We start from the raw sequence: 18,818 nt of genomic DNA on the forward strand, positions 1-18,818 counted from the left end.
CCCCACGCCGCCGCCGCGGACGCCCTCACCGCCGTGTCTCCGGTTCCGCGGGCCCCGGAGACACGGCGGCTCGGACCGCTACGCCACGTCCCCGCCGGGCGTGCGGGCGGCCGCGTCGGCGGCCAGCAGCTCCTCGGCCGCCTGCCGCAGTACGTCACGGGCGGCACGGACCTCGGCCGCCAGCGGCCGGTCCGCGTCCAGCGGCGGGGAGATCGCGGCGAGCCGGGCCCACGGTCCGGGCACGTCGGCGCTCCTGCCCCGCATGGAGGTCAGCTGGGCCACGGTCACCCCGAGCGAGCCGATCACCAGCCAGCCGAGTTCCAGCGCCTCCGCGACGGAGTTGGCGCCGTTGAGCGCCATCGGCACATGGTCCTGGTTCCAGCCGTTGGTGGGCAGCATGGTCAGCGAGGCGGGGGAGGCCAGCTGCCGGATGCGTGAGACGAACGACGTCGCGCTGAGCTGCACCCCCGCCAGCCCCGCACCGCGGCCCGGTCGCGGCGTGAGCATCGGCGGCAGATCGCCGTTGGTCACCGGGCTCACCAGGAGACCCAGCTGACGCTCCGACAGGTAGACCGCCGAGTGCAGTGCCAGACCGGTCTGTTCGGAGGCGAAGCCGACCGGCATGGCGTGGAAGTTGCCGCCGTGCAGGACCGTGTCCTCGAAGACGATCGGGTTGTCGGTACAGCCGTTGGCCTCCCGGCGCAGCAGCTCACCTGCGAACTCCAGCTGGTCCAGCACCGCGCCCAGGACCTGGGGCCCGCACCGCAGGCTGTACGGCTCCTGGAGCGGGCGAGCGGGATCGCGTTCGGCTCCCGCCGGCAGCTCCTCGCGGATCCAGGCCGCCACCCGGGACTGCCCGAGCTGGCCGCGCGCGATGCCCAGACCGGGCTCGTAGTGCTCCGGGTTGGCGCCCAGCAGCGCGTTGATCCGGCCGGTGAGCAGCGCCGCCGCGCGCACCAGCGCCAGTGCGGACTGCTGGTTCACGATCGCCATGGCCAGGCCGACACCCGTACCGTTCACAAACGCGAGCGCCTCCCGTACCGGCCAGACGAACGGCTTGATACCGAGTGCGGCGAGCGCTTCCGCGGCGGGCCTGATCTCCCAGTCCCCGTCCGCGTTCCTCACCCAGGCCCGGTCCACCCCGGTGTGGCTGAGCGCGGCGTGCGCGAGCGGCTGGAGGTCGCCGCTGGCACTGACGGTGCCGTGCCGGGGAATGGCTGGGACGAAGCCGGCGTTCCACGCGTCCGCCAGGGACTGCCAGAAATCCGGTGACACGGCGGAGAAGCCCTTGCGCATGCTGTTGAGCCGGAGCCAGACGACCAGCCGGCACACCTGTGGCGGCAGCGGGTCCCCCTGGGCGGTGCCCAGATGGGATATCAGGCTGTCGCCCTGCTCCAGCTCCGACTCCGCCTCGAACAGCACCAGCGGGCCGAATCCCTGGGTGAGACCGTAAATGGGCTTGTCGGCCGCGAGTTCCTTGGCCACGGTGGCGGCACAGGCCCGCATCCGGGCGATGTCCCCGTCGCTCAGCGGCGCCAGCTCGGCGTCCCATCCGGCGCGGTGGAGGATGTCACCGAGGGAGAACTCGGTGCGGGTCAGGTCGGACACGGTCACGATATGGCTCCTGCGTCGATCGTTTCGATGTTCTGAACACGGCGGAATTTGCCGATCTCGGTGCGGTCGATGCGGTCGACGGCGCGCACCCCGCGGGGGCGCAGCCCCATCCGTTCGAAGGCCGAGGCCAGGTCGAGGTCGCCCAGCCCGGTGCCGGGTCTCAGTACCACGAGCAGCTCGACGTGTTCCCCGATCAGCGGGTCGGTCACCGGGCGCACGGCGTGGTCCGCGCAGTCGAGCACCGGCCGCAGCAGGTCCTCCAGCCGGTCCAGATTGAATCTGCGGCCATTGACATTGACGAGCCTGGTGCGCCGTCCGGTGAACCGGAAGTCGCGGTCGCCCAACCGCTCGACATGGTCGTCCAGTTCGCAGCTCTCCGGGGCCGCGTCACCGGCCAGGAAGGCCAGCCGGGGACTGCGGACCTTCAGTGTCACCTCGCCCTCGTCCGGCCGGAGCGGATCCGCGAAGGAGACGTCGTCGATCAGGCTCCAGTCCGGTGGGGTGCCCTCGGACCACTGCCGTGTGGCCACCCCACCCGACTCGGTGGCGCCGAAGACCTCCACGATCCGGGCCCGTTCGGCACCCGCCTCCGCGAGGAAGTCCAGCGAGGCGTCCGGAATCATCCCGCTCGCGTGCAGGACGGTGACGTGGCCGGTGGAACGTACCCAGGCCATCTGGCGCCGCAGCAGGGAGAAGATCCAGGGAATGGCCATGACCGCCCAGCGCCGGTGGTCGCCGGCCGGGGGGAGCCGACCGGCGAACCCCGGCCGGTACCAGACCGGAATACCCAGCCGCGCCGGCACCAGCACGCTGGTCAGCGCGCCGTACAGATGCTTGGAGTGGACGAACGAGAGGGCGGCGTCCGGCCGGTGCGGGGCGAGGAGCCGGGAGAGCATACCGGCCTCGCTCCACAGGAATTCCTTGCTCCGGTACCAGGCCCGGCTGGCTCCGGTGGTGCCGGAGGTGTGGAACGCCACCGTCGGCGGCAGCAGGCCGAGCACCAGTTCCTCGATGGCCGCGAGATCACCGCGGAACGCGTCCCAGCGCACGACCCATGGCTCGTCGGTGACCCTCGGCGAGGTGAATCCCTCGCGCAGCAGTTCCTGCGGTGTGAGTTCGGGGTAGCTCACGGAATGCTCCCTAAAAGTGGTGGCCCTTTTGTACGCGAAGGGGACGGCGCCGGGCCGGGTCGGGCACACGGAAAAGGAAGCCGGGGGCACGTCTCGCCGGCGGGACGCGAAGACGGTCTAGTCGTCCGCCACCCACTCACTCCGCTCGACCTGGAATCCATAGAGATTCCAGTACCGGCCGCGGAAGTACAGATGGTCGTTCAGAGTGCTGAGGATCCGGCTGTCATCGGGCCGCATACCGAAGGAATCCAGGCTGGCTTCGGTGGTTTCGGTGATGACCCGGTCCACATTGAACATGGCGAACGCGTAGTTGATGGTCAACCCGATGGCTTCGGAGCCGGTCCCGAGGCGGTTGAGCTCCGGGTCGAGATAAGTGCCGCAGCGGATGTGTCCCGCCTGGTCGAGGCCGAACAGCAGGCTGAACCCCAATACCCGGCCGTCTGCCTTGTTGACCACCTGAAAGGCGGCGTCGGGCCGCGGCGGCGGCCCCTGCGGCCGGCCGACGGGCAGCCGGACGCTCTCCACGCCGGTCCGCAGCACCGTGCGGAAGAACTCCGCCTGGTCGGCCGCGGTGGCGGGGCGCAACAGGACCCGCCGGGAGGAAGTCTCCGGGTAGATCACTCTGTTGTCGCGTCCGTCATTCACGTGGTTCACGTCATTCATGTCTTTCGCCTCATCGATCCTGCCTACACTGGAAGTTGACACGGCCATTCGTTCAACAGCAGGGGTTTTCCATGACGCGGGAGCCGTCCGGGCCGCCGGGAAACAGGTTCGACCGGCCCGCGGTCGGCTGGTGGAGAGCCCGGCTGGCTCTTCTCTTCGCCGCCGCGATCGCGATTCTGGTGCTGCACGCCGTTGTGCCGGGTCTGTTCAAACTGGGCGGTCACTGGCTCTTCGTGCCCGCCGCGGCGGTCGCCGTACTGGCCGTGCCCACGGTGCTGCTGCTGCCGGCATGGTGGTTCGAGGCGCACCGCTGGGAAGTCACCGATGTCGCCGTTCATGTGCGCACCGGCTATTTCTGGCAGCGGTCGAAGATGGCGCCGCTGTCCCGGATCCAGTCGGTCGACACGGTGCGCGGTCCCCTGCGGAAGCGTTTCGGTCTGGCCACGGTCACGGTCACCACCGCGGCGGTGAAGGGTTCGCTGAGAATCGAGGGTCTCCGGGAGGAGCGGGCCACGGCGGTGGCCGACGAGATCACCCGGGCCTCCGGCGCCGGGTCCTGAATCCGCTGACATGGCTTCCGGACCCTTTCCAGGTCACGTCGTCGAGGCGGTCGTGCGGCCGGAGCCGGCCGCACGGACCGGCTCCGCCGCCGGGCCGTCCCCACCGTCCCCGTCCGGGCCCCGGGGAGTGAGCTTGCGCATCAGCGGCCCGGTGAGGGCAGTGGTGATCACGGCGACGAACACCAGGATGGTGAAGGCCAGCTCGTTGATCAGGCCCGCTTCCAACCCGACGGTGGCGATGACCAGTTCGGTGATGCCCCGGCAGTTCAGCAGCGTCCCGAGCCGTACGGACTGCCGCCACGTCAGCCCGGCGAGCCGGGCCGCCCCGCTCACGCCCGCCCATTTCGTGAGCACGGCGGCGGCCAGTACGGCGGCCAGGGCCAGCCAGTGCAGCGGATCGGTGCCGAGGAGGCCGATCGAGGTGCTCAGGCCCACCCCGGCGAAGAACACCGGCAGCAGCACGATCAGGGTGAAGTCCTGCAACTGGTGACCGACGCGCCGCACGGTCTCCGAATCCCAGGGCACCGCGACGCCGAACAGGAACGCGCCCATCACCGGATGCAGGTTGATCGCCTGGGTCAGCCCGGAGAAGATGATCGCGCCGCACAGCAGCGACACGGTGAGCCCCCGCTCGGAGTCCACGCGCCGCACCAGCACCCGCAGAGCGGGACGTACGCACAGCGCGGTCACCGCCACCAGCGCCACCGCCAGGCAGGCCGTCTCCATGGGCGTGGTGGTGGGGGACTCCGCGGTGCCGGCGAGGATGAAGGTGAGCCCGAGCCAGGCCACCCCGTCGCCGACGGCCGCCGAGGACATCGCGAGGGTGCCGACCCCGGTGCGGTCGAGCCCCAGGTCCACGAGGATCCGCGCCAGTACCGGCAGCGCGGTCACGGACAGCGCCAGGCCGAAGAACAGGGCGTACGGCGTCGTCCCCGTACCGTCCACCGCGAGCAGCGGCGCGAGGGCGGTGGCGATCCCGATCCCGGCGACGAGCGGGAGCCCCATGCCGCCCAGCACGACGGCGGCCACCACGCGCGGAGGTCTGATCCGGTCGGTCCTCAGCTCGCAGCCGAGCAGGAACATGAACACCACCAGGCCGAGCTGGCCGACCTTGTCCAGACCGTCCAGCACCGCCGGCGCGGACACCCAGTCCAGCGCTCCCGGCCACACCAGTCCCAGCGCCGACGGGCCGAGGGCCACACCACCGAGGATCTCCCCGAGCACCGCCGGCTGCCCCAGCCGCCTCATCATCCCCCCGAGCAGATGACTGACCAGCAAGATGGCCGCGGTCACCAGCAGGAACCGGGTGATCGGGTCGGTCATGACGGCCTCCTGCCCGGCACCGGTACGGACGCCGGTACCGGGGCCGCCGCCGGCACCGGCGCCGCGTCCGCCCGTTCCTCCGGCGTCGGCGGGCCCGGGGCGTCGTAGAAGCCTCGCCGCCCGTACAGCAGCGGCGCCGGAGGGTGCTCCCGCGCCGTGGTCGTCACCCCCATGACGGCGCCATGGACGACGGCATGGTCACCGACCACATGCGTGGCGGTGGTCCGGCACTCCGCGATGGTCCGGGCGCCGTCGGTGAGCCACGGCAGGCCCAGCCGCGGCGAGGGCTCCCACGCGACCCGCCGGAACCGGTGGCGCGTGGGGGAGGCGAACAGCTCCGCCGCCCACCGCGCCCGCCCGTGCAGCAGGTTGACGACGAAGCCGCCGCGCTCGCGCACGGCCGCCAGTGTCCCGCTGCGCAGGTCGAGGCAGACCAGCAAGGTCGGCGGCGCGAAGGTCACACTGGTGAGGGAGTTGCAGGTCAGGCCGTGCGGGGCACCAGCGGTATCCAGCGAGGTGATCACCGTGACACCGGTGAAGTAGTCGCTCATGAACCCGCGGAAGGCGTCTCGCGTTGCCGGGCCCGGTGTGTCGGCGTCCAACGGGCTCACTCTCCGGTCCGTCCGGTCGGGACACCCACGCCCGGGGCCGGCCGGCGGATCGGCCCGATCCGCCGGCCGGGCCCCCGGGGGGAGGCGCCGTGCTCAGTCGTTGATGCTCGCCAGGTACTCGTGGCAGCTGGGGAGGGCGGCGACCATCGCTTTCGCCTCCGCCTCGATACGGGCGAACTCCGCGAGGGCCCGGGTCGGGTCGATGTGTTTCAGCGCGGGATGGGGCCGTCGCGGCCGGAGGCCGAGCCCCACGCTCATCGCGTTCCACGAATAGCTCTCGAATCCGTGGTAGTGCGGGTAGATGGTCTCCTCGTCGAGCAGCCGGCTCCCGGCCAGCTCCATCCGCGCCGCCAGGCCGTCCGGCACGGCCCGGACCTTGGCTTCCTTCCAGTACGGGGTGTCGTCCCGCCGTGCGGCTCTGTAGTGCAGGGCGAGGAACTCCTTGACCCCGTCGACGGCGTTGCCGATACGGGTGTTGTACGCGGCGGTCTGCCGCTCGTCGAAGGTCTCGTCGGGAAAGTGCTTCACCAACTGCTCGACGGCGTGCTGGATGAAGAAGATGCCGGTGGACTCCAGCGGTTCGACGAACGCGCTGGACAGGCCGATGGCCACACAGTTGTTCACCCACGAGTGCGTGTGGCGGCCGATCCGCATACGGATGTGGTTGGCCTCGAGGTCGTCGCGACCGGGTGCCACCGTGTCGCGCAGCTCCCGTTCGGCGTCCTCCGGGCTGATGAACCTGTCCGAGTAGACATAGCCGTTGCCGTCGCGGCGGAACAGCGGGATGGTCCACATCCAGCCCGCGTTCATCGCGGTCGCCTTGGTGTACGGCGCCATGTCGCTCTCGACCTCCCGGGGCACGCGCAGCGCCACGGCCCGGTTGTTCGGCAGCACGTCCTCGAAGGACTCGAACCGCGTCCCCAGCGTCTTGTCGATCAGCAGGGCGCGGAAGCCCGTGCAGTCGATGAACAGGTCACCGCGGAGCGAGCCGTGTTCGGCCGTGCGCACCTCGCTGATCCAGCCGCGCTGGTCCTGGACCACCTGCTCCACGCTGTCGATGACGTGCCGTACCCCGCGCTCGGTGGCATGGGCCGCGAGGTACCCGGCCACCTTGTCGGCGTCGAAGTGGTAGGCGTACGGGAACTGGGCCCGCTGTTCGTCCAGGGTGGACCTGCCGAGGCTGCCGTCCAGCCCGGCGGCGAACAGCGTGCCGTCCAGCATCCTCGGCGACCGCTTGGCCTCGCTGAGGGCGGTGGTCAGGAAGACCGACCGGTCCATGGGGCGGCCTCGGTCGCCGAGCTCCAGCCACCAGTCGGCCAGCGAGAACCCGTCGACCATCCGCAGTCGCTCGAACGGGTGGTAGAAGTGTCCGCCGTCCCCGTCCCAGTTCTCGAACCGGATGCCCAGCTTGTAACCTCCGGCGCATTTCGGCAGCCAGTCGGCCTCGTCCAGGCCGAGGTAGTCGAAGAAATGACGGATCGTACTGAACGTCGCCTCGCCGACCCCGATACGGGACACGGCCGCGGACTCCACGAGGGTCACGTCGATCCGATCGGCGAACGCCTCCTTGAGGTAGGAGGCCGTCATCCACCCCGCTGTGCCACCGCCCACGATGACCACGGAACGAATCATTCCCCAACTCCTTTGTTCCTGGCTTATTCACGGCAAACAGGGCCCTGAACCGAACGGAATCCACCCTGGACAGGGGAAGGACGGTGCGCCTACCGGTGGCGTTACACGATGTGCACGTCGGGGACGTACAGGATCCACCGGCCGCCGGCGGCGCTGAATTCCTTTTCCTTCGCCATGATCTCGTCCGCGTGGTTCCAGGCGAACAGCAACGCGTAATCGGGGTACGGATCGGCGAACGCCTTCGGATCGCGGACCGGAATATGAGCGCCGGGTGTCAGGCGCCCCTGCTTCGCCGGAGTGCTGTCCGAGACGAACGGAATCAGACCGGGGCCGATTCCGCAAAAGTTGTTGACCGTCGCGCTCTTCGCGGTGGCACCGTACCCGACGACTGTTCTGCCTTCCCCGTGCAGCCGGTTCAGCAGCGCGACCAGATCTGTACGGATCTTGTTGACCCGCTGTCCGAACTCCTCCAGCGTGGCGAGTTCGGTCACTTTCCTCCGGTCCTCCTCGGCGAGCAGTTCCGACACCGCGCCGGACGGTGTCCTCGCTCCCGCGCGGGCGAGGGTGTAACGGACCTCGCCGCCGTGCACCGCGAGCCGTTCGACGTCCACCAGTTCCAGACCGTGCAGGGCGGCCATCGCCCGCACCGACCGGGCGGTGAAGAAGAAGAAATGCTCGTCGTAGATCTGGTCGAAGGACGTGCGCTCGATGATGTCACCGAGGTACGGATCCTCGAAGACGAAGACCCCGCCCGGCGCCAGCAGCACCTTCACGCCGGCCAGGATGGAATCCATATAGGGAATGTGGCACAGCGTGTTGGCCGCGTAGATGACGTCCGCCGGGCCCTCCTCGCGCAGGATGTCCCGTGCGGTGGATTCCTCGAAGAACGATTTCCGCACGCGGATTCCCCGGGCGGCGGCCACATCCGCCACACCGCCGGAGGGCTCCACTCCCAGGTGCCGGACACCGGCCCCGGCGAGGGTGCCCAGCATGACGCCGTCATTGCATCCCATCTCGACGACGAACGGGTCGTCGGCGGTCAGCTCGGTGGCCAGCAGGCGACCGGCGAACTCCTCGAAGTGGGCGCGCATGAAGGAGGATCCCGAGGAGTGGTACGGGTAATCCTCGTGGAACATACGCCCCCGTGGGACCTCCTCCGTCAACTGCACCATCGTGCACTTCTCGCAGATTCCGGTGGCCAGCCGGAAGAAGAACTCCTCCCGGCTGTCCGCCCCCGGCACCACAAAGGCGTCCGACAGTGGCTGGCGTCCGAAATCGAAAAACTCATGGACCCGGCCACCACATATACGACACACGAACTCGGTCGACATCACCACTCCTGATCGTACGAACCGAAAAAAGGCACCCCTGTCCCGCCGGCGAGACGGATCCCGCTCAGGCCGCGGCAGCCGGCCGGAGGGACGCGTAGTGCTCCAGACATTCCTCGTAGCCGGGCAGCATTCCCGCATCCGCCGCGGCGGCCAGTCCGGGTGCCGCGGCATCCTTGTCCGACATGACCGGCGGGCCGTCCAGCTCCCACGGAATGCCGATGTCGGGGTCCAGCGGATTGATCTCGATCATCGTTCCGTGCACATATTTCTCCGAGCACAGATAGTTGACGCAGGCATCGTCGGTCAATGCCACAAAGGCATGGCCAATACCGTCGGACAGGTACACCGAGACCCCGGTCCCGGCATCCTGCCTGGTCATCTCGTACTGCCCGAAGGTGGGCGAGCCCACCCGCAGATCCACGGCCACATCCAGCACCGAGCCACTCACACAGGTGACGAGTTTTGCCTGGCCCGGCGGCAGTGCGGTCCCGTGGATTCCGCGGATGGTGTTACGGCTGCTCAGCGAGCAGTTCGCCTGGCCGATCACGAACGGATAGCCGATGGCCTCGGAAAGAAGGGCGGAACGGGCCAGCTCCATAAAGGATCCCCGTTCGTCCTCATGTATTTCCGGGACGATCCGGAAGGCGTTCGGTATCGACATCTCGGTAATCTTCATCGCACCGATAATGAGTGGAAGGCTTGTCCCGCTGCAACCCCCCGAAACCTCGTGCCGTGATGTGTGCGATGCTTCAGCAGGAAACCGTCGGGGTGGCCCCGAGCGCCACATCGCGGTGATACAGATGTCGCGCGTAAGCGAAGATCAGCGGGTTCAGGCGGAAGTGGTCGTGCACCGGTTCCTGGACCAGACTCGCCTCCACCAGGACGTCCAGACCGCGACGGGCGCCCCGTGGCGTGAGGCCGGCCAGCCGCCCGGCGGATCTGATACCGAATCTGGGCTCGGTGCCGCCGCCCAGCGCGCGGAACATCAGACGGGCGTCCTCCGGCAGCGCGTCGTAGGACCAGCCGAACACGGTCTTCAGGGAGGAGTGGTCGTCGCCGAGCACATCCAGCCGTCCCAGCAGATCCCCCTCGCGGAAGCGGGCGAGGGCGCGTTCCGGCGCGGGGTACATGCCGATACGGGCGCCCGCGATGCGCAGGGCCAGCGGAATGCCACCGCACGCCTCGACCAGTCGCCGCACCTCGGTCTCGGCGCCGGCCACCAGCGGCCGGGCCACCATGCGGCCGAACAACTCGACACCGTCCTCCGTCATCCCGTTCAGCGTGATACGCCGCGCTCCGTCCCGCACGGTGAGTCCCGTCAGGGAGTTCCGGCTGGTGACGATGACCAGACAGGAGGCATCACCCTGCAGAAGCGGCCGGACCTGCTGGACGTAGGCCGCGTTGTCCAACAGGATGAGCAGCCGTCGGCCGGCCACCAGCCGGCGGAGCAGCGCGCGTTGACCCTCGATGTCCAGGTCCGCCCGCGGGGGTGCCCCCAGTCCGTCCAGGAGATGACGCAGCGCCTCGTCCAGTTGCATCGGGCCGGGCCCGTCACCGTATCCTCGCAGGTCCAGCTGCAACTGTCCGTCGGGGAAGTGCGAGGAGAGGGCGTGAGCGATCCGTATCGCGACCGCCGTCTTCCCGATCCCCGGAGCCCCGTTGATCAGGATGACGGCGCTCTCGCCCGCACTCTCGGCGGACTCCACCAGCTGACGCAGTTGCCGGAGTTCGGCCGCGCGGCCGGTGAAGTCCGGTATGTCCCGTGCCAGCTGGGCCAGTTGCGCGGGCGGCGCGGCCCGCACCGAAGAGGCCGGCGCGTTCGACGGCCCGGCGGGTTCGGCTTCCCGCGGCGGAAGGGACATCCTGCTCGACGGCCCGCTGCGCAGGATGTCCTCGTAGAAGCGCTGAATCCGCTCCCCGGGCTCCAGGCCCTGCTCTTCGGCCAGCCTGCCGCGCAGGTCGTGGTACTCCTCGACCGCCTCGGCCTGTCTGCCGAACCGGGCGTAACCGAGCATCAACAGGTGGCGCAGCCGTTCACGCAACGGGTGTTTCCGTACCAGCGAGGAGAGTTCGGACAGCTCGCCGCTGAAGTCGACATCGTGCTCCAGCTGGTGCAGAAGCTCCATCCGGTCCTCGATGGCGGTCAGCCGCAACTCGGTGAGGGCCCTGCGCTCGGTATCGGCGAAGGGGCCGGTCGCTCCGCCGTAGGGAGCGCCGTGCCACAGTGCCAGCGCCGCGTTGAGCTCCTCGACCGCACGCTCGACCGCCTGGGTGTTCTTCAGCTGCCCGGCACGCTTCAGATGGGTCTTGAATCTCCTGAAATCCACTTGGTCCGGAGGGAGTTGCAGTCGGTAGCCCAGGCTGTCGGACACCAGCAGATCCGAGGGCCCGCGCTGGGAACGGGTCGGCTCCAGGAGGCGCCGCAGCCGGGCGACATAGGTGTAGACGCTGTTCATCGCGGTCGCCGGGGCATCGAGCCCCCAGACGGCGGTGACCAACTCCTCGCGGCTGATCACCTGGTTGGCGTGCGCGGCCAGTACCGCGAACAAGGTGCGCTGTCTCGGTGAGCCGAGTTCTAACCCCTGCCCGTCCCTGCAGGCCGTTACCGGTCCTAAGAGCGTGACGTGAGTTGTATCCCCCATACCCTGCACTCTCCATCGTGGGCACCCCGTCGGAGTGCGTGCGCGGCTCCTGATCCTGGTCAACTCAACCTGATTCAGCGATCAGGACTGGATGAAATTGGGTCGTTTGGGGGCGCGAAGGCTCGCTTCGGCGTTGCCACCGCCAGCGTGATGCCTGGTTCCCCCGGTTGCACAGCAGCATCCTACGTCTCAGTCGCGCAGACTTGACGGTCGTTTCGCGGGGGCGATTCAGGGATCCGTCCGGGGGATTGGGGGGATTCATGGGGGCGACGTGCGACGGCGCACCGGCCGGACAGGGTGGCCGGCCGGTGCGCCGGGGGCCGGGCTCAGGTCCCGCTGAACGTCTCGTGAGGCTCCGCGGAGCTACGTGGCGGCCCGGCTGAAATCGTGTGCCGCCGCTATCAGTGCCCGGTGAGCGGCCTCGTTCCCCACGGTGACCCGCACACCCTGACCCGGGTACGCGCGGACCTTGACGCCGGCGCCGGCCGACGCCTCGGCGAAGCGTTCGCTTCCGGCGCCGAGAGGGATCCAGAGGAAGTTGCCGCGCGAGGGCAGCGGCGCGAGGCCGGCGTCGGACAGGTGCTTGAAGAGGCTGTCGCGTTGTCCGCGGACGTACGCCATCCGCTGCCGCAGGGTGTCCCGCTCCCTCAGCGAGGCGATGGCCGCCCGCTCCGCGCCGCGGGTGACGGAGAAGGGGATGGCCGTCTTGCGGGCGCGCGCCACGAGAGCGGGCGGCGCGATGGCGTAGCCGACGCGCAAGCCGGCCAGGCCGTGCGCCTTGGAGAAGCTGCGCAGCAGGACCAGGTCGCGGTGTGCGTGGAGGAGCCCCAGGTCCCGGGGGTCGCTCTCGCCGTCGAACTCGACATACGCCTGATCGAGGACGGTGATCACGCCGGGCGGGAGACCGACGAGGAAGTCATGGAGGTCGGAGGGCGTCAGGGATGTCCCGGTCGGGTTGTGCGGAGAGCACAGGATGACGACGCGCGTGTCCGCGCCGACCCGGGCACGCATGGCGCGCAGGTCGTGTTCCCCTGTCGCCGTCAACGGTACGGGGACCCCTCGGGCGGCGGAGGTCGCGATCAGGAGGGGATACGCGTCGAAGCACGGATCCGCGTGGATCACCTCGTCCCCGGGACCGCACAGGGTCAGCAGGAGTTGCTGGAGAACGCCGGCGCTGCCCGGCCCCACCAGGACCGATCCCCGGTCCACCGGGAAGTGCCCGGCCAGCGCGTCCACGAGGAGTCCCGCGCGCGGGTCGGGGTAGAGGTGGGCCCGTTCGCTCTCGCTCCGCAGGATCGAGAGGACGTGGGGCGGCGGCGGCAGGGAGATCTCGTTGTTGGACAGGTCCCACAGGTCCCCGGAGGGGGCGGCGTACGGCGTCTCGTCGTCGCGGTAGGCGGGGAACTTCTCCGTCGCCACCATTCGCGGTGGCCGGGCGGATGGCATGGTGGTGCGTACCTCCCTTTATGGGCGCGCGGCTCTGCCGTCGGGCCGGAGCACCCAGGCGTAGCTGTTGGGGACGTCGAGCGTGATCTCGCGCAGGCAGTGGTAGCCGGCCTCGGCGAACACCCGCCGGGCGGCTTCGTACGTACGGGGTTCCATGCCTTGGAGCGCGTGGATGTAGTCGAACCCCGGCGCGAAGAGTTCCGGTGCCGGCGCGGAGGCGGCGGGGGAGGCGACGGTGTCGAAGACGACCAGGTAGCGGGCGTTGGGGAACCGTTCCTGGTAGGAGCGCAGTACGCGCACGCCGCGCTCGTCGGGCGCTATGTGGTGGGTCATGAACGCCTGGGTGACGATGTCCACTTCCGGCCGGTTGTCCGTGAGCCGGGTGACGTCGGCCTGTCGGATGTCGAGTGCGACACCCACCGCGCGCGCGTCCCGCACCGTGCGCCGGGCGGAGTCGACCGCCGCCGCGGAGACGTCGAATCCGAGTCCGGGCCGTCCCGCGCGCGTGCACATGGCGAGCAGCCGCGATCCCGTGCCGCACCCCAGGTCGCAGAGGGCCCCTCGCGGTGCCAGGGAGGCGACGAGGTCGAGGATCGTCCCGTCCAGGTACTGGGCCCCGACGCGGCTGGACGACTCCGCGACCACGGCGCCCCTCACCAGCGTCGCCGGGTCCGGCGTGCCGGCGACGGCGCCGGCCAGGACGGAGGCGTAGGCGCCGAACCACAGCTTGAAGACAGGTGCCTGCTGCCGCAGGTCCCAGCCGAGTTCGGTGAGCTCGTAGGAGGAGTCGCGGTGTTCGACCGCGCCCGCTCGGCACAGGGCCCGGAGGACCCCCGTGATCCTGACGCGGTGAGCGGACCAGGGGGCCCGGTCCAGGTCCGATTCCCTGATCGGTTCTTTGGCGAGTTTCTCGAAGAGCCCCAGGTCGTCCGCGAGGACGGTCGCGTGGGCCGCGACGGCGCCGGTGAACAGCGGTGCGAGCTGAGGATGGACGAAGTCGGTGCTGGCGATGATGCTCTCCTGGGCCGAAGGACCATGTCGGTGGGTGTGACGGGTGCCGATTACGCCGCGAGTTCCTCCAGTACGGGCACCAGATCCAGGGGGGTGGGCCGCTCCCGCATCTCCTCGCGCAGCCCTGCGGCGGCGTCGCGGAAGGACCGTTCGTTCAGCAGCCGCAGCAGGTTCTCCCGGATGACGGGGGCGGTCGCCCGGCTCGCCTCGACGGAGATCCCGGCGCCCTGGGCGGCGAAGCGCCGGGCCAGTTCGGGGGCGTCGAACTCCCATGGCAGCAGCAGTTGCGGAACCGCGTGCCGCGCCGTGGTGAGGAGGGTGCCGGGACCACCGTGCTGAATGAGCGCCGAGCAGGTCGGGGCCAGCGCCTGCAGGGGGACATAGGGGACGATCCGCGCGTTCGGTGGAACGGCGGCCAGTTTCCGCTGCTCCTGTTCGGTGATCGTGGCGACGATCTCGATGTCGAGATCGGCCAGCGCGTCCAGGATCTCCGCCACGTCGAGGTTGTAACTGCCGAACCGCGTGATGCTGGTGATGCCGAGTGTGACCGCGACCCGCGGGCGTTCCGGGGGATCCCGCAGCCAGGGAGGCACCACGGCGGGGCCGCCGTACGGCATGTACTGCATGGGCAGGTAGCGCAGCCGTGCCTCCATCCGCATCGAGTCGGGAAGCTGGTCGATGGTGAACGAACCGGTGACCAACTCCTCGGTGAAGCCGAATCCGTAGTGGTCGGCATAGGTGCTCAGCCACTGGGCCAGCGGATCGTCCGCCTCGCTCCGGCCGGTCTTCAGCCGTAGGTAGTGCTCACGGGCGACGCCGAAGACGTCCACACTCCACAGCAGCCGTCCGTGCGCGGCGCCGACGGCCTCCGCCGCGATGCCACCCGCGTAGGTGCTGGGTTCCCACAGCACCAGATCCGGCCGCCAGTGCCGGGCGAAGTCGACCAGGTCCGGGATCATCGGCACATTGGCCGTCTTGTGCCACCAGCGGACGATGTTCTCGTAACCCGACCGCATGTACTCCCAGGTGGCGCGCTCGGGTGCGGCTGCCACGTCGTACGGCTGGAGCAGGCCGGTCAGCAGTGACGCGGGCTCGGGCCCGAGTATGCGGGAGAAGCCGTCGTTCCGGCCGACCGGCACCGCCGGCAGGCCCGCGCCGGTGATCACGTCGGTCAGGTCGGGGGCGCTGGCGACCCGTACGTCATGGCCCGCGCCGCGCAGGGCCCAGGCCAGCGGCACCATGGACAGCAGCAGGCTCCGGTCGGAGTACGTGGTGAAGAGGATGCGCACCTTCGCTCCAGATCGCGGTCAGGGCCGGTACCGGGCAGTCGCCCGGACCAGCTGGGGAACCAGGTCGCGTGGGGCCGGCATGGCCAGCATCTCCTCACGCAGGGCGGTCGCGGCGGTGGTGAAGGAGGGCTCGTCGAGCAGCCGGACCAGGTGGCCGCGGACCTTCTCGCCGGTGACGTCCGTGTAGTACTCCGTCAGTCCGGCGCCGTACCGGACCAGCCGGTCGCAGACCGGGGGATTGTCGTGCTGTTCGGGAATCGTCAGCTGGGGAACCCCCGCGAGCGCCGTGGTGTTGAAGGTGCCGAAGGCGCCGTGGTTGATCGACGCCACACAGGTCGGCATGAGGGCGCTCAGCGGAACGAAGGAGACGAGCCGGACGTTGTCGGGCACCCGTTCCAGTTCGCTCTGCGCCTCCTCGGACAGCGTCGCCACGATCTCGGCGTCCACATCGGCCAGCGCGTCGAGGATCTCGCCGACACGGACCGGATAACCGCCGAACCGCTGGGTCGCGGAGACGCCGAGGGTGAGGCAGACCCGTGGCCTCGCCGGCGGCTCCCACAGCCAGTCCGGGACCACGGAGACCCCGTTGTACGGCACGTACCGCATCGGCAGGTACTCGATGTCCGCCATGAGCCGCAGCGGACTCGGATACTGATCGATGGTCGACTGCCCCGTCGTCATGTCCTCGGAGAACTCGACCCCATATCTTTCACAATTCTCGCCGAGCCATTCGCCGAGTGGATCCCGCCGTGCATGTTCGGGCTGTTTCTCGCGTAGTCGGAGGAAATTCTCCCGGGTCTTCCCGAAGATGTCCAGGCACCAGGGCATCCGTATATGGGCGGCCCCCACCGCCCTGGCCGCGATCGGCCCCGCATAGGTGGCCTGCTCCCATATCACCAGATCCGGTTTCCACTGCCGGGCGAAGGCGACCAGATCGCTGGTCATCGGATCGTTGATCATTCGGTACCAGCTGCGGACGACGGTCTCGTATCCCGATTGCAGGTACTCCCAGGAGATGTCCTCCACGGGGTCGTCCGCGGTATCGAACGGCGGCAGGTCCACGGCGCGGATCTGCTTGTACAACTCCGGATTCGCCGCGGCGAAGCGCGGATTCAGAAATCTGTCCAGCACGCGCCAGAGGTGATGGTCGGAGCCGACGGGAACCGCGGTGAGCCCGCTGCGGGTGATCACCTCCGTCAGCGCGGGCTGGCTGGCCACCCGCACCTCGTGGCCGGCGCCCACCAGCGCCCAGGCCAGCGGCACCATCGCGTGGAAGTGGGTCTTCTCCGAGTACGTGGTGAAAAGAATGCGCATGCGTGCTCCACGGTCGGCGGCGGGTTGCTCCGGGGTTTCACCGGCGATTCACCGGCGCGCTGTTGCCTGTGGTGTCCGTCCCGCCGGCGGGACGGACACCACAGGCAACAGGATTCTGGCTGATTCCGGCCGGCAGCGATAACGTACTGCCAGTTTTTCTCTTCTATGCCTTCGGCCCGCCTCGTACTTGCCGCATCCAAGCAGCCGGGGCCAGGATGGAAAATCATGCGCAACATTCTCATGGATGACGATTCCCAATCGATCAGAGTGGGGCTCGGCTGTACTTCGCTATCACGCGGATACAGTCCGGTCCAGCAGGACGAGGACGACTCCGTCCGAGTTGTTCACCGGGCGCTTGATCTCGGCATCAGAATTTTCGACACCGCTGACATATACGGGCCCTACAGTAACGAGCGGCTGCTCGGACGGGCTTTGAAGAGCCATCGGGACCGGGCCGTGATCGCCACGAAATGCGGTCTGGTCACCAACCCCGACGGCACGCTGAGCCGCGACGGCCGGCCTCAGCACATCCGGGCCGCCTGCGACGCCTCGCTCCGCCGCCTGGCGACGGACACGATCGACCTCTACCAGTTGCACCGCGTCGATCCGGACGTACCGCTGGAGGAGACCTGGGGTGCCTTGGCCGAACTGGTGCGAGCCGGGAAGGCCAGGGGGCTCGGCATCTCCCACGCCACTGTCGACGAACTGGAGCGGATCAACGGACAGTTCCCCATCAGCGCCGTCCAGTACGAACTCTCCGTCCTGGCCAGGCACAGCCTGGATGACGTCCTCAAGTGGTGCGAGACGACGGGCACTCCCTTTCTCGCGTTCTCCCCGCTGGGCCGGGGCCTGCTCACCGGACAGGTCGACCACGCGGTACTGGACGAGAAGGACGCACGGTCCCGCGATCCCCGCTTCCGCGAACACGCGTTCGCCGCGAACCGGGCGATCGTCGACGGTCTGACCAGGGTCGCCCGCAGGCACGGGGCGACGACGGCGCAGGTCTCCATCGCGTGGGTACTGGCGCAGAGCGAGCTGGTGATACCCATTCCCGCGACCAAACGTCCGCGCTGGCTGGAACAGAACGCGGCCGCGGCCAGTCTCGAACTCACCGACGAGGACCTGCGGGATCTGGCGCGGCTCCCGGCGGTCGTCGGGCGGATGCACTGGGACTACGCGCGTTCCGGAAGCTGACCGGCCTGACCCGCCGGCGAAAGCGGCTCTGCGAAGGAGAGAGAAATGACCGACAGCCCCGCCCTCCCTCTGGTCGTCGTACTCGGCGCGTCCGGCCTGCTCGGCACGGCGGTGACGCGCGAGCTGGCGAGCCGTCGGCTGCGGCTGCGGCTGGTCGGCCGACGCCCCGTCAGGGTGCCCGAGCGGCACCGCGCCGAGGTGGAGATCCGCCGGGTCGACCTGACCACGCCCGGCGCGGTCGCCGAAGCCGTCGAGGGCGCTGACGCGGTCCTGCACCTCGTCGCGCATGTCGTCGGCCCGGCGACCTGGCGGGTGTCCTCGGACGATGCCCTCGCCGAACGGGTCAACCTGGGCCTCGTGCACGAGGTCATCGACGCGCTGAGAGCCCAGCGACGTACCGGACCACCCGTGGTGATCTTCACCGGATCCATGTCGCAGACGGGCAAGTTCACCTCCGAGCGCATCACCGAGAGCACCCCGGACCAGCCCCTGACCACGTACGACCGGCACAAGATGGATGCCGAGCTGGCCCTGAAGGCCGCGACCGCCGAGGGTGTGGTGCGCGGGGCGACGCTGCGGCTCGCCACCCTGTTCGGACAGGGCAGGGCCGCCAGTGCCCTGGACAAGGGCCTGGTCGCGGTGATGATGCGCCGCGCCTTCGCCGGCCGGCCGCTGACCATGTGGCACGACGGCGGCATCGCCAGGGACCTGGTCTGCATCGACGACACGGCCCGCGCGGTGGTCGCGGCCCTCGACCACGCCGACCGGCTGGCGGGACGGCATTGGCTGGTGGGCACCGGACGGGCCACCACCATCGGCGAACTGTTCGCCGGGATCGCCCGGGCGGTGTCGGAGGCCACCGGACGGCCCCCGGTGCCGGTCACCTCCGTGGCCCCGCCCGACCAGGCGGGACCCACCGACTTCCTCGACTTCGTCATCGACCCGTCCGCCTTCCAGGAGGCCGCCGGGTGGAGTCCGCGGATCCGCTGGGAGGACGCGGTGACCGCCACGGCCGCCGAGCTCGCGGCCGCCGCGCCCGGACAGCCCTGAGCCGGACA

General features: G+C 69.5%; 16 protein-coding genes. 3 read left to right on the forward strand and 13 right to left on the reverse strand.

The features are described from left to right. Positions 1–78 precede the first annotated feature (78 nt). The 3 genes from ACU6P3_RS22500 to ACU6P3_RS22510 all read right to left on the reverse strand — a co-directional run bounded on the left by ACU6P3_RS22500 (position 79) and on the right by ACU6P3_RS22510 (position 3,407). Positions 79–1,614 carry an aromatic amino acid lyase gene (locus ACU6P3_RS22500; RefSeq protein WP_447193848.1) on the reverse strand — a complete coding sequence of 512 codons (1,536 nt, stop codon included), beginning with the start codon at positions 1,612–1,614 and terminating at the stop codon, positions 79–81. After that, positions 1,611–2,744, reverse strand: a complete 1,134-nt coding sequence (locus tag ACU6P3_RS22505; protein WP_447193849.1) for a class I adenylate-forming enzyme family protein — start codon at positions 2,742–2,744, stop codon at positions 1,611–1,613. Before ACU6P3_RS22505 ends, ACU6P3_RS22500 begins: the two co-directional genes overlap by 4 nt. A gap of 117 nt (positions 2,745–2,861) precedes the next feature. Continuing rightward, positions 2,862–3,407, reverse strand: coding sequence for a GNAT family N-acetyltransferase (locus tag ACU6P3_RS22510; RefSeq protein ID WP_447193850.1), 546 nt, complete (start codon positions 3,405–3,407; stop codon positions 2,862–2,864). A gap of 71 nt (positions 3,408–3,478) precedes the next feature. Here ACU6P3_RS22510 and ACU6P3_RS22515 point away from each other — a divergent pair, with 71 nt between their 5' ends. Further along, the gene (locus ACU6P3_RS22515; RefSeq protein ID WP_447193851.1) at positions 3,479–3,967 is read left to right on the forward strand and encodes a PH domain-containing protein; all 489 of its coding nucleotides are present in this window, start codon (positions 3,479–3,481) and stop codon (positions 3,965–3,967) included. Positions 3,968–4,000: 33 nt separating this feature from the next. Here the strand turns inward: ACU6P3_RS22515 and ACU6P3_RS22520 are convergent, their stop codons facing one another. The 10 genes from ACU6P3_RS22520 to ACU6P3_RS22565 all read right to left on the reverse strand — a co-directional run bounded on the left by ACU6P3_RS22520 (position 4,001) and on the right by ACU6P3_RS22565 (position 16,566). Then, a complete protein-coding gene (locus tag ACU6P3_RS22520; protein ID WP_447193852.1) occupies positions 4,001–5,290 on the reverse strand; it encodes a cation:proton antiporter in 1,290 nt (429 codons plus the stop codon). Next, entirely contained in the window at positions 5,287–5,841 is a 555-nt protein-coding gene (locus ACU6P3_RS22525; RefSeq protein WP_447193853.1) for a flavin reductase family protein, read from the reverse strand. The genes ACU6P3_RS22520 and ACU6P3_RS22525 overlap by 4 nt, the downstream gene beginning before the upstream one ends. A gap of 153 nt (positions 5,842–5,994) precedes the next feature. Then, positions 5,995–7,533, reverse strand: a complete 1,539-nt coding sequence (locus tag ACU6P3_RS22530; RefSeq protein WP_447193854.1) for a tryptophan halogenase family protein — start codon at positions 7,531–7,533, stop codon at positions 5,995–5,997. A 101-nt stretch (positions 7,534–7,634) separates the two neighbouring features. Further along, positions 7,635–8,864 (reverse strand): methyltransferase domain-containing protein, encoded by a 1,230-nt coding sequence (locus ACU6P3_RS22535; protein ID WP_447193855.1) that lies wholly within the window; start codon positions 8,862–8,864, stop codon positions 7,635–7,637. 64 nt (positions 8,865–8,928) lie between these two features. After that, positions 8,929–9,540: a dTDP-4-dehydrorhamnose 3,5-epimerase family protein gene (locus ACU6P3_RS22540; RefSeq protein ID WP_447193856.1), complete on the reverse strand. Its 612-nt coding sequence runs from the start codon at positions 9,538–9,540 to the stop codon at positions 8,929–8,931. 73 nt (positions 9,541–9,613) lie between these two features. Continuing rightward, positions 9,614–11,506, reverse strand: coding sequence for an AfsR/SARP family transcriptional regulator (locus ACU6P3_RS22545; RefSeq protein WP_447193857.1), 1,893 nt, complete (start codon positions 11,504–11,506; stop codon positions 9,614–9,616). 363 nt (positions 11,507–11,869) lie between these two features. After that, entirely contained in the window at positions 11,870–12,952 is a 1,083-nt protein-coding gene (locus ACU6P3_RS22550) for an aminotransferase class I/II-fold pyridoxal phosphate-dependent enzyme (protein ID WP_447193858.1), read from the reverse strand. 18 nt (positions 12,953–12,970) lie between these two features. After that, the gene (locus tag ACU6P3_RS22555) at positions 12,971–13,597 is read right to left on the reverse strand and encodes a class I SAM-dependent methyltransferase (RefSeq protein WP_447193859.1); all 627 of its coding nucleotides are present in this window, start codon (positions 13,595–13,597) and stop codon (positions 12,971–12,973) included. Positions 13,598–14,013: 416 nt separating this feature from the next. Next, a complete protein-coding gene (locus ACU6P3_RS22560; protein WP_447193860.1) occupies positions 14,014–15,252 on the reverse strand; it encodes an activator-dependent family glycosyltransferase in 1,239 nt (412 codons plus the stop codon). A gap of 18 nt (positions 15,253–15,270) precedes the next feature. Next, positions 15,271–16,566, reverse strand: coding sequence for an activator-dependent family glycosyltransferase (locus tag ACU6P3_RS22565; RefSeq protein WP_447193861.1), 1,296 nt, complete (start codon positions 16,564–16,566; stop codon positions 15,271–15,273). Between the two features lie 240 nt (positions 16,567–16,806). On the opposite strand from ACU6P3_RS22565, the gene ACU6P3_RS22570 reads away from it, so the two are divergent. Both ACU6P3_RS22570 and ACU6P3_RS22575 read left to right on the forward strand, forming a co-directional pair. After that, complete coding sequence (locus ACU6P3_RS22570; protein WP_447198017.1) at positions 16,807–17,760, forward strand: aldo/keto reductase; 954 nt, start codon at positions 16,807–16,809, stop codon at positions 17,758–17,760. A 45-nt stretch (positions 17,761–17,805) separates the two neighbouring features. Continuing rightward, on the forward strand, positions 17,806–18,810 hold the full coding sequence (locus ACU6P3_RS22575; RefSeq protein ID WP_447193862.1) for an NAD-dependent epimerase/dehydratase family protein: 1,005 nt from the start codon (positions 17,806–17,808) through the stop codon (positions 18,808–18,810). Positions 18,811–18,818 lie beyond the last annotated feature (8 nt).

The sequence above is a fragment of the Streptomyces hebeiensis genome, from assembly GCF_052983195.1.

Excerpts from the sequence above, each read along its gene's own strand:
- ACU6P3_RS22570 (WP_447198017.1), top strand. The coding sequence starts at position 16,807 with ATGGATGACGATTCCCAATCGATCAGAGTGGGGCTCGGCTGTACTTCG.
- ACU6P3_RS22565 (WP_447193861.1), bottom strand. The coding sequence starts at position 16,566 with ATGCGCATTCTTTTCACCACGTACTCGGAGAAGACCCACTTCCACGCG.
- ACU6P3_RS22525 (WP_447193853.1), bottom strand. The coding sequence starts at position 5,841 with ATGAGCGACTACTTCACCGGTGTCACGGTGATCACCTCGCTGGATACC.
- ACU6P3_RS22535 (WP_447193855.1), bottom strand. The coding sequence starts at position 8,864 with ATGTCGACCGAGTTCGTGTGTCGTATATGTGGTGGCCGGGTCCATGAG.
- ACU6P3_RS22510 (WP_447193850.1), bottom strand. The coding sequence starts at position 3,407 with ATGAATGACGTGAACCACGTGAATGACGGACGCGACAACAGAGTGATC.
- ACU6P3_RS22540 (WP_447193856.1), bottom strand. The coding sequence starts at position 9,540 with ATGAAGATTACCGAGATGTCGATACCGAACGCCTTCCGGATCGTCCCG.
- ACU6P3_RS22550 (WP_447193858.1), bottom strand. The coding sequence starts at position 12,952 with ATGCCATCCGCCCGGCCACCGCGAATGGTGGCGACGGAGAAGTTCCCC.
- ACU6P3_RS22575 (WP_447193862.1), top strand. The coding sequence starts at position 17,806 with ATGACCGACAGCCCCGCCCTCCCTCTGGTCGTCGTACTCGGCGCGTCC.
- ACU6P3_RS22515 (WP_447193851.1), top strand. The coding sequence starts at position 3,479 with ATGACGCGGGAGCCGTCCGGGCCGCCGGGAAACAGGTTCGACCGGCCC.
- ACU6P3_RS22520 (WP_447193852.1), bottom strand. The coding sequence starts at position 5,290 with ATGACCGACCCGATCACCCGGTTCCTGCTGGTGACCGCGGCCATCTTG.
- ACU6P3_RS22545 (WP_447193857.1), bottom strand. The coding sequence starts at position 11,506 with ATGGGGGATACAACTCACGTCACGCTCTTAGGACCGGTAACGGCCTGC.
- ACU6P3_RS22530 (WP_447193854.1), bottom strand. The coding sequence starts at position 7,533 with ATGATTCGTTCCGTGGTCATCGTGGGCGGTGGCACAGCGGGGTGGATG.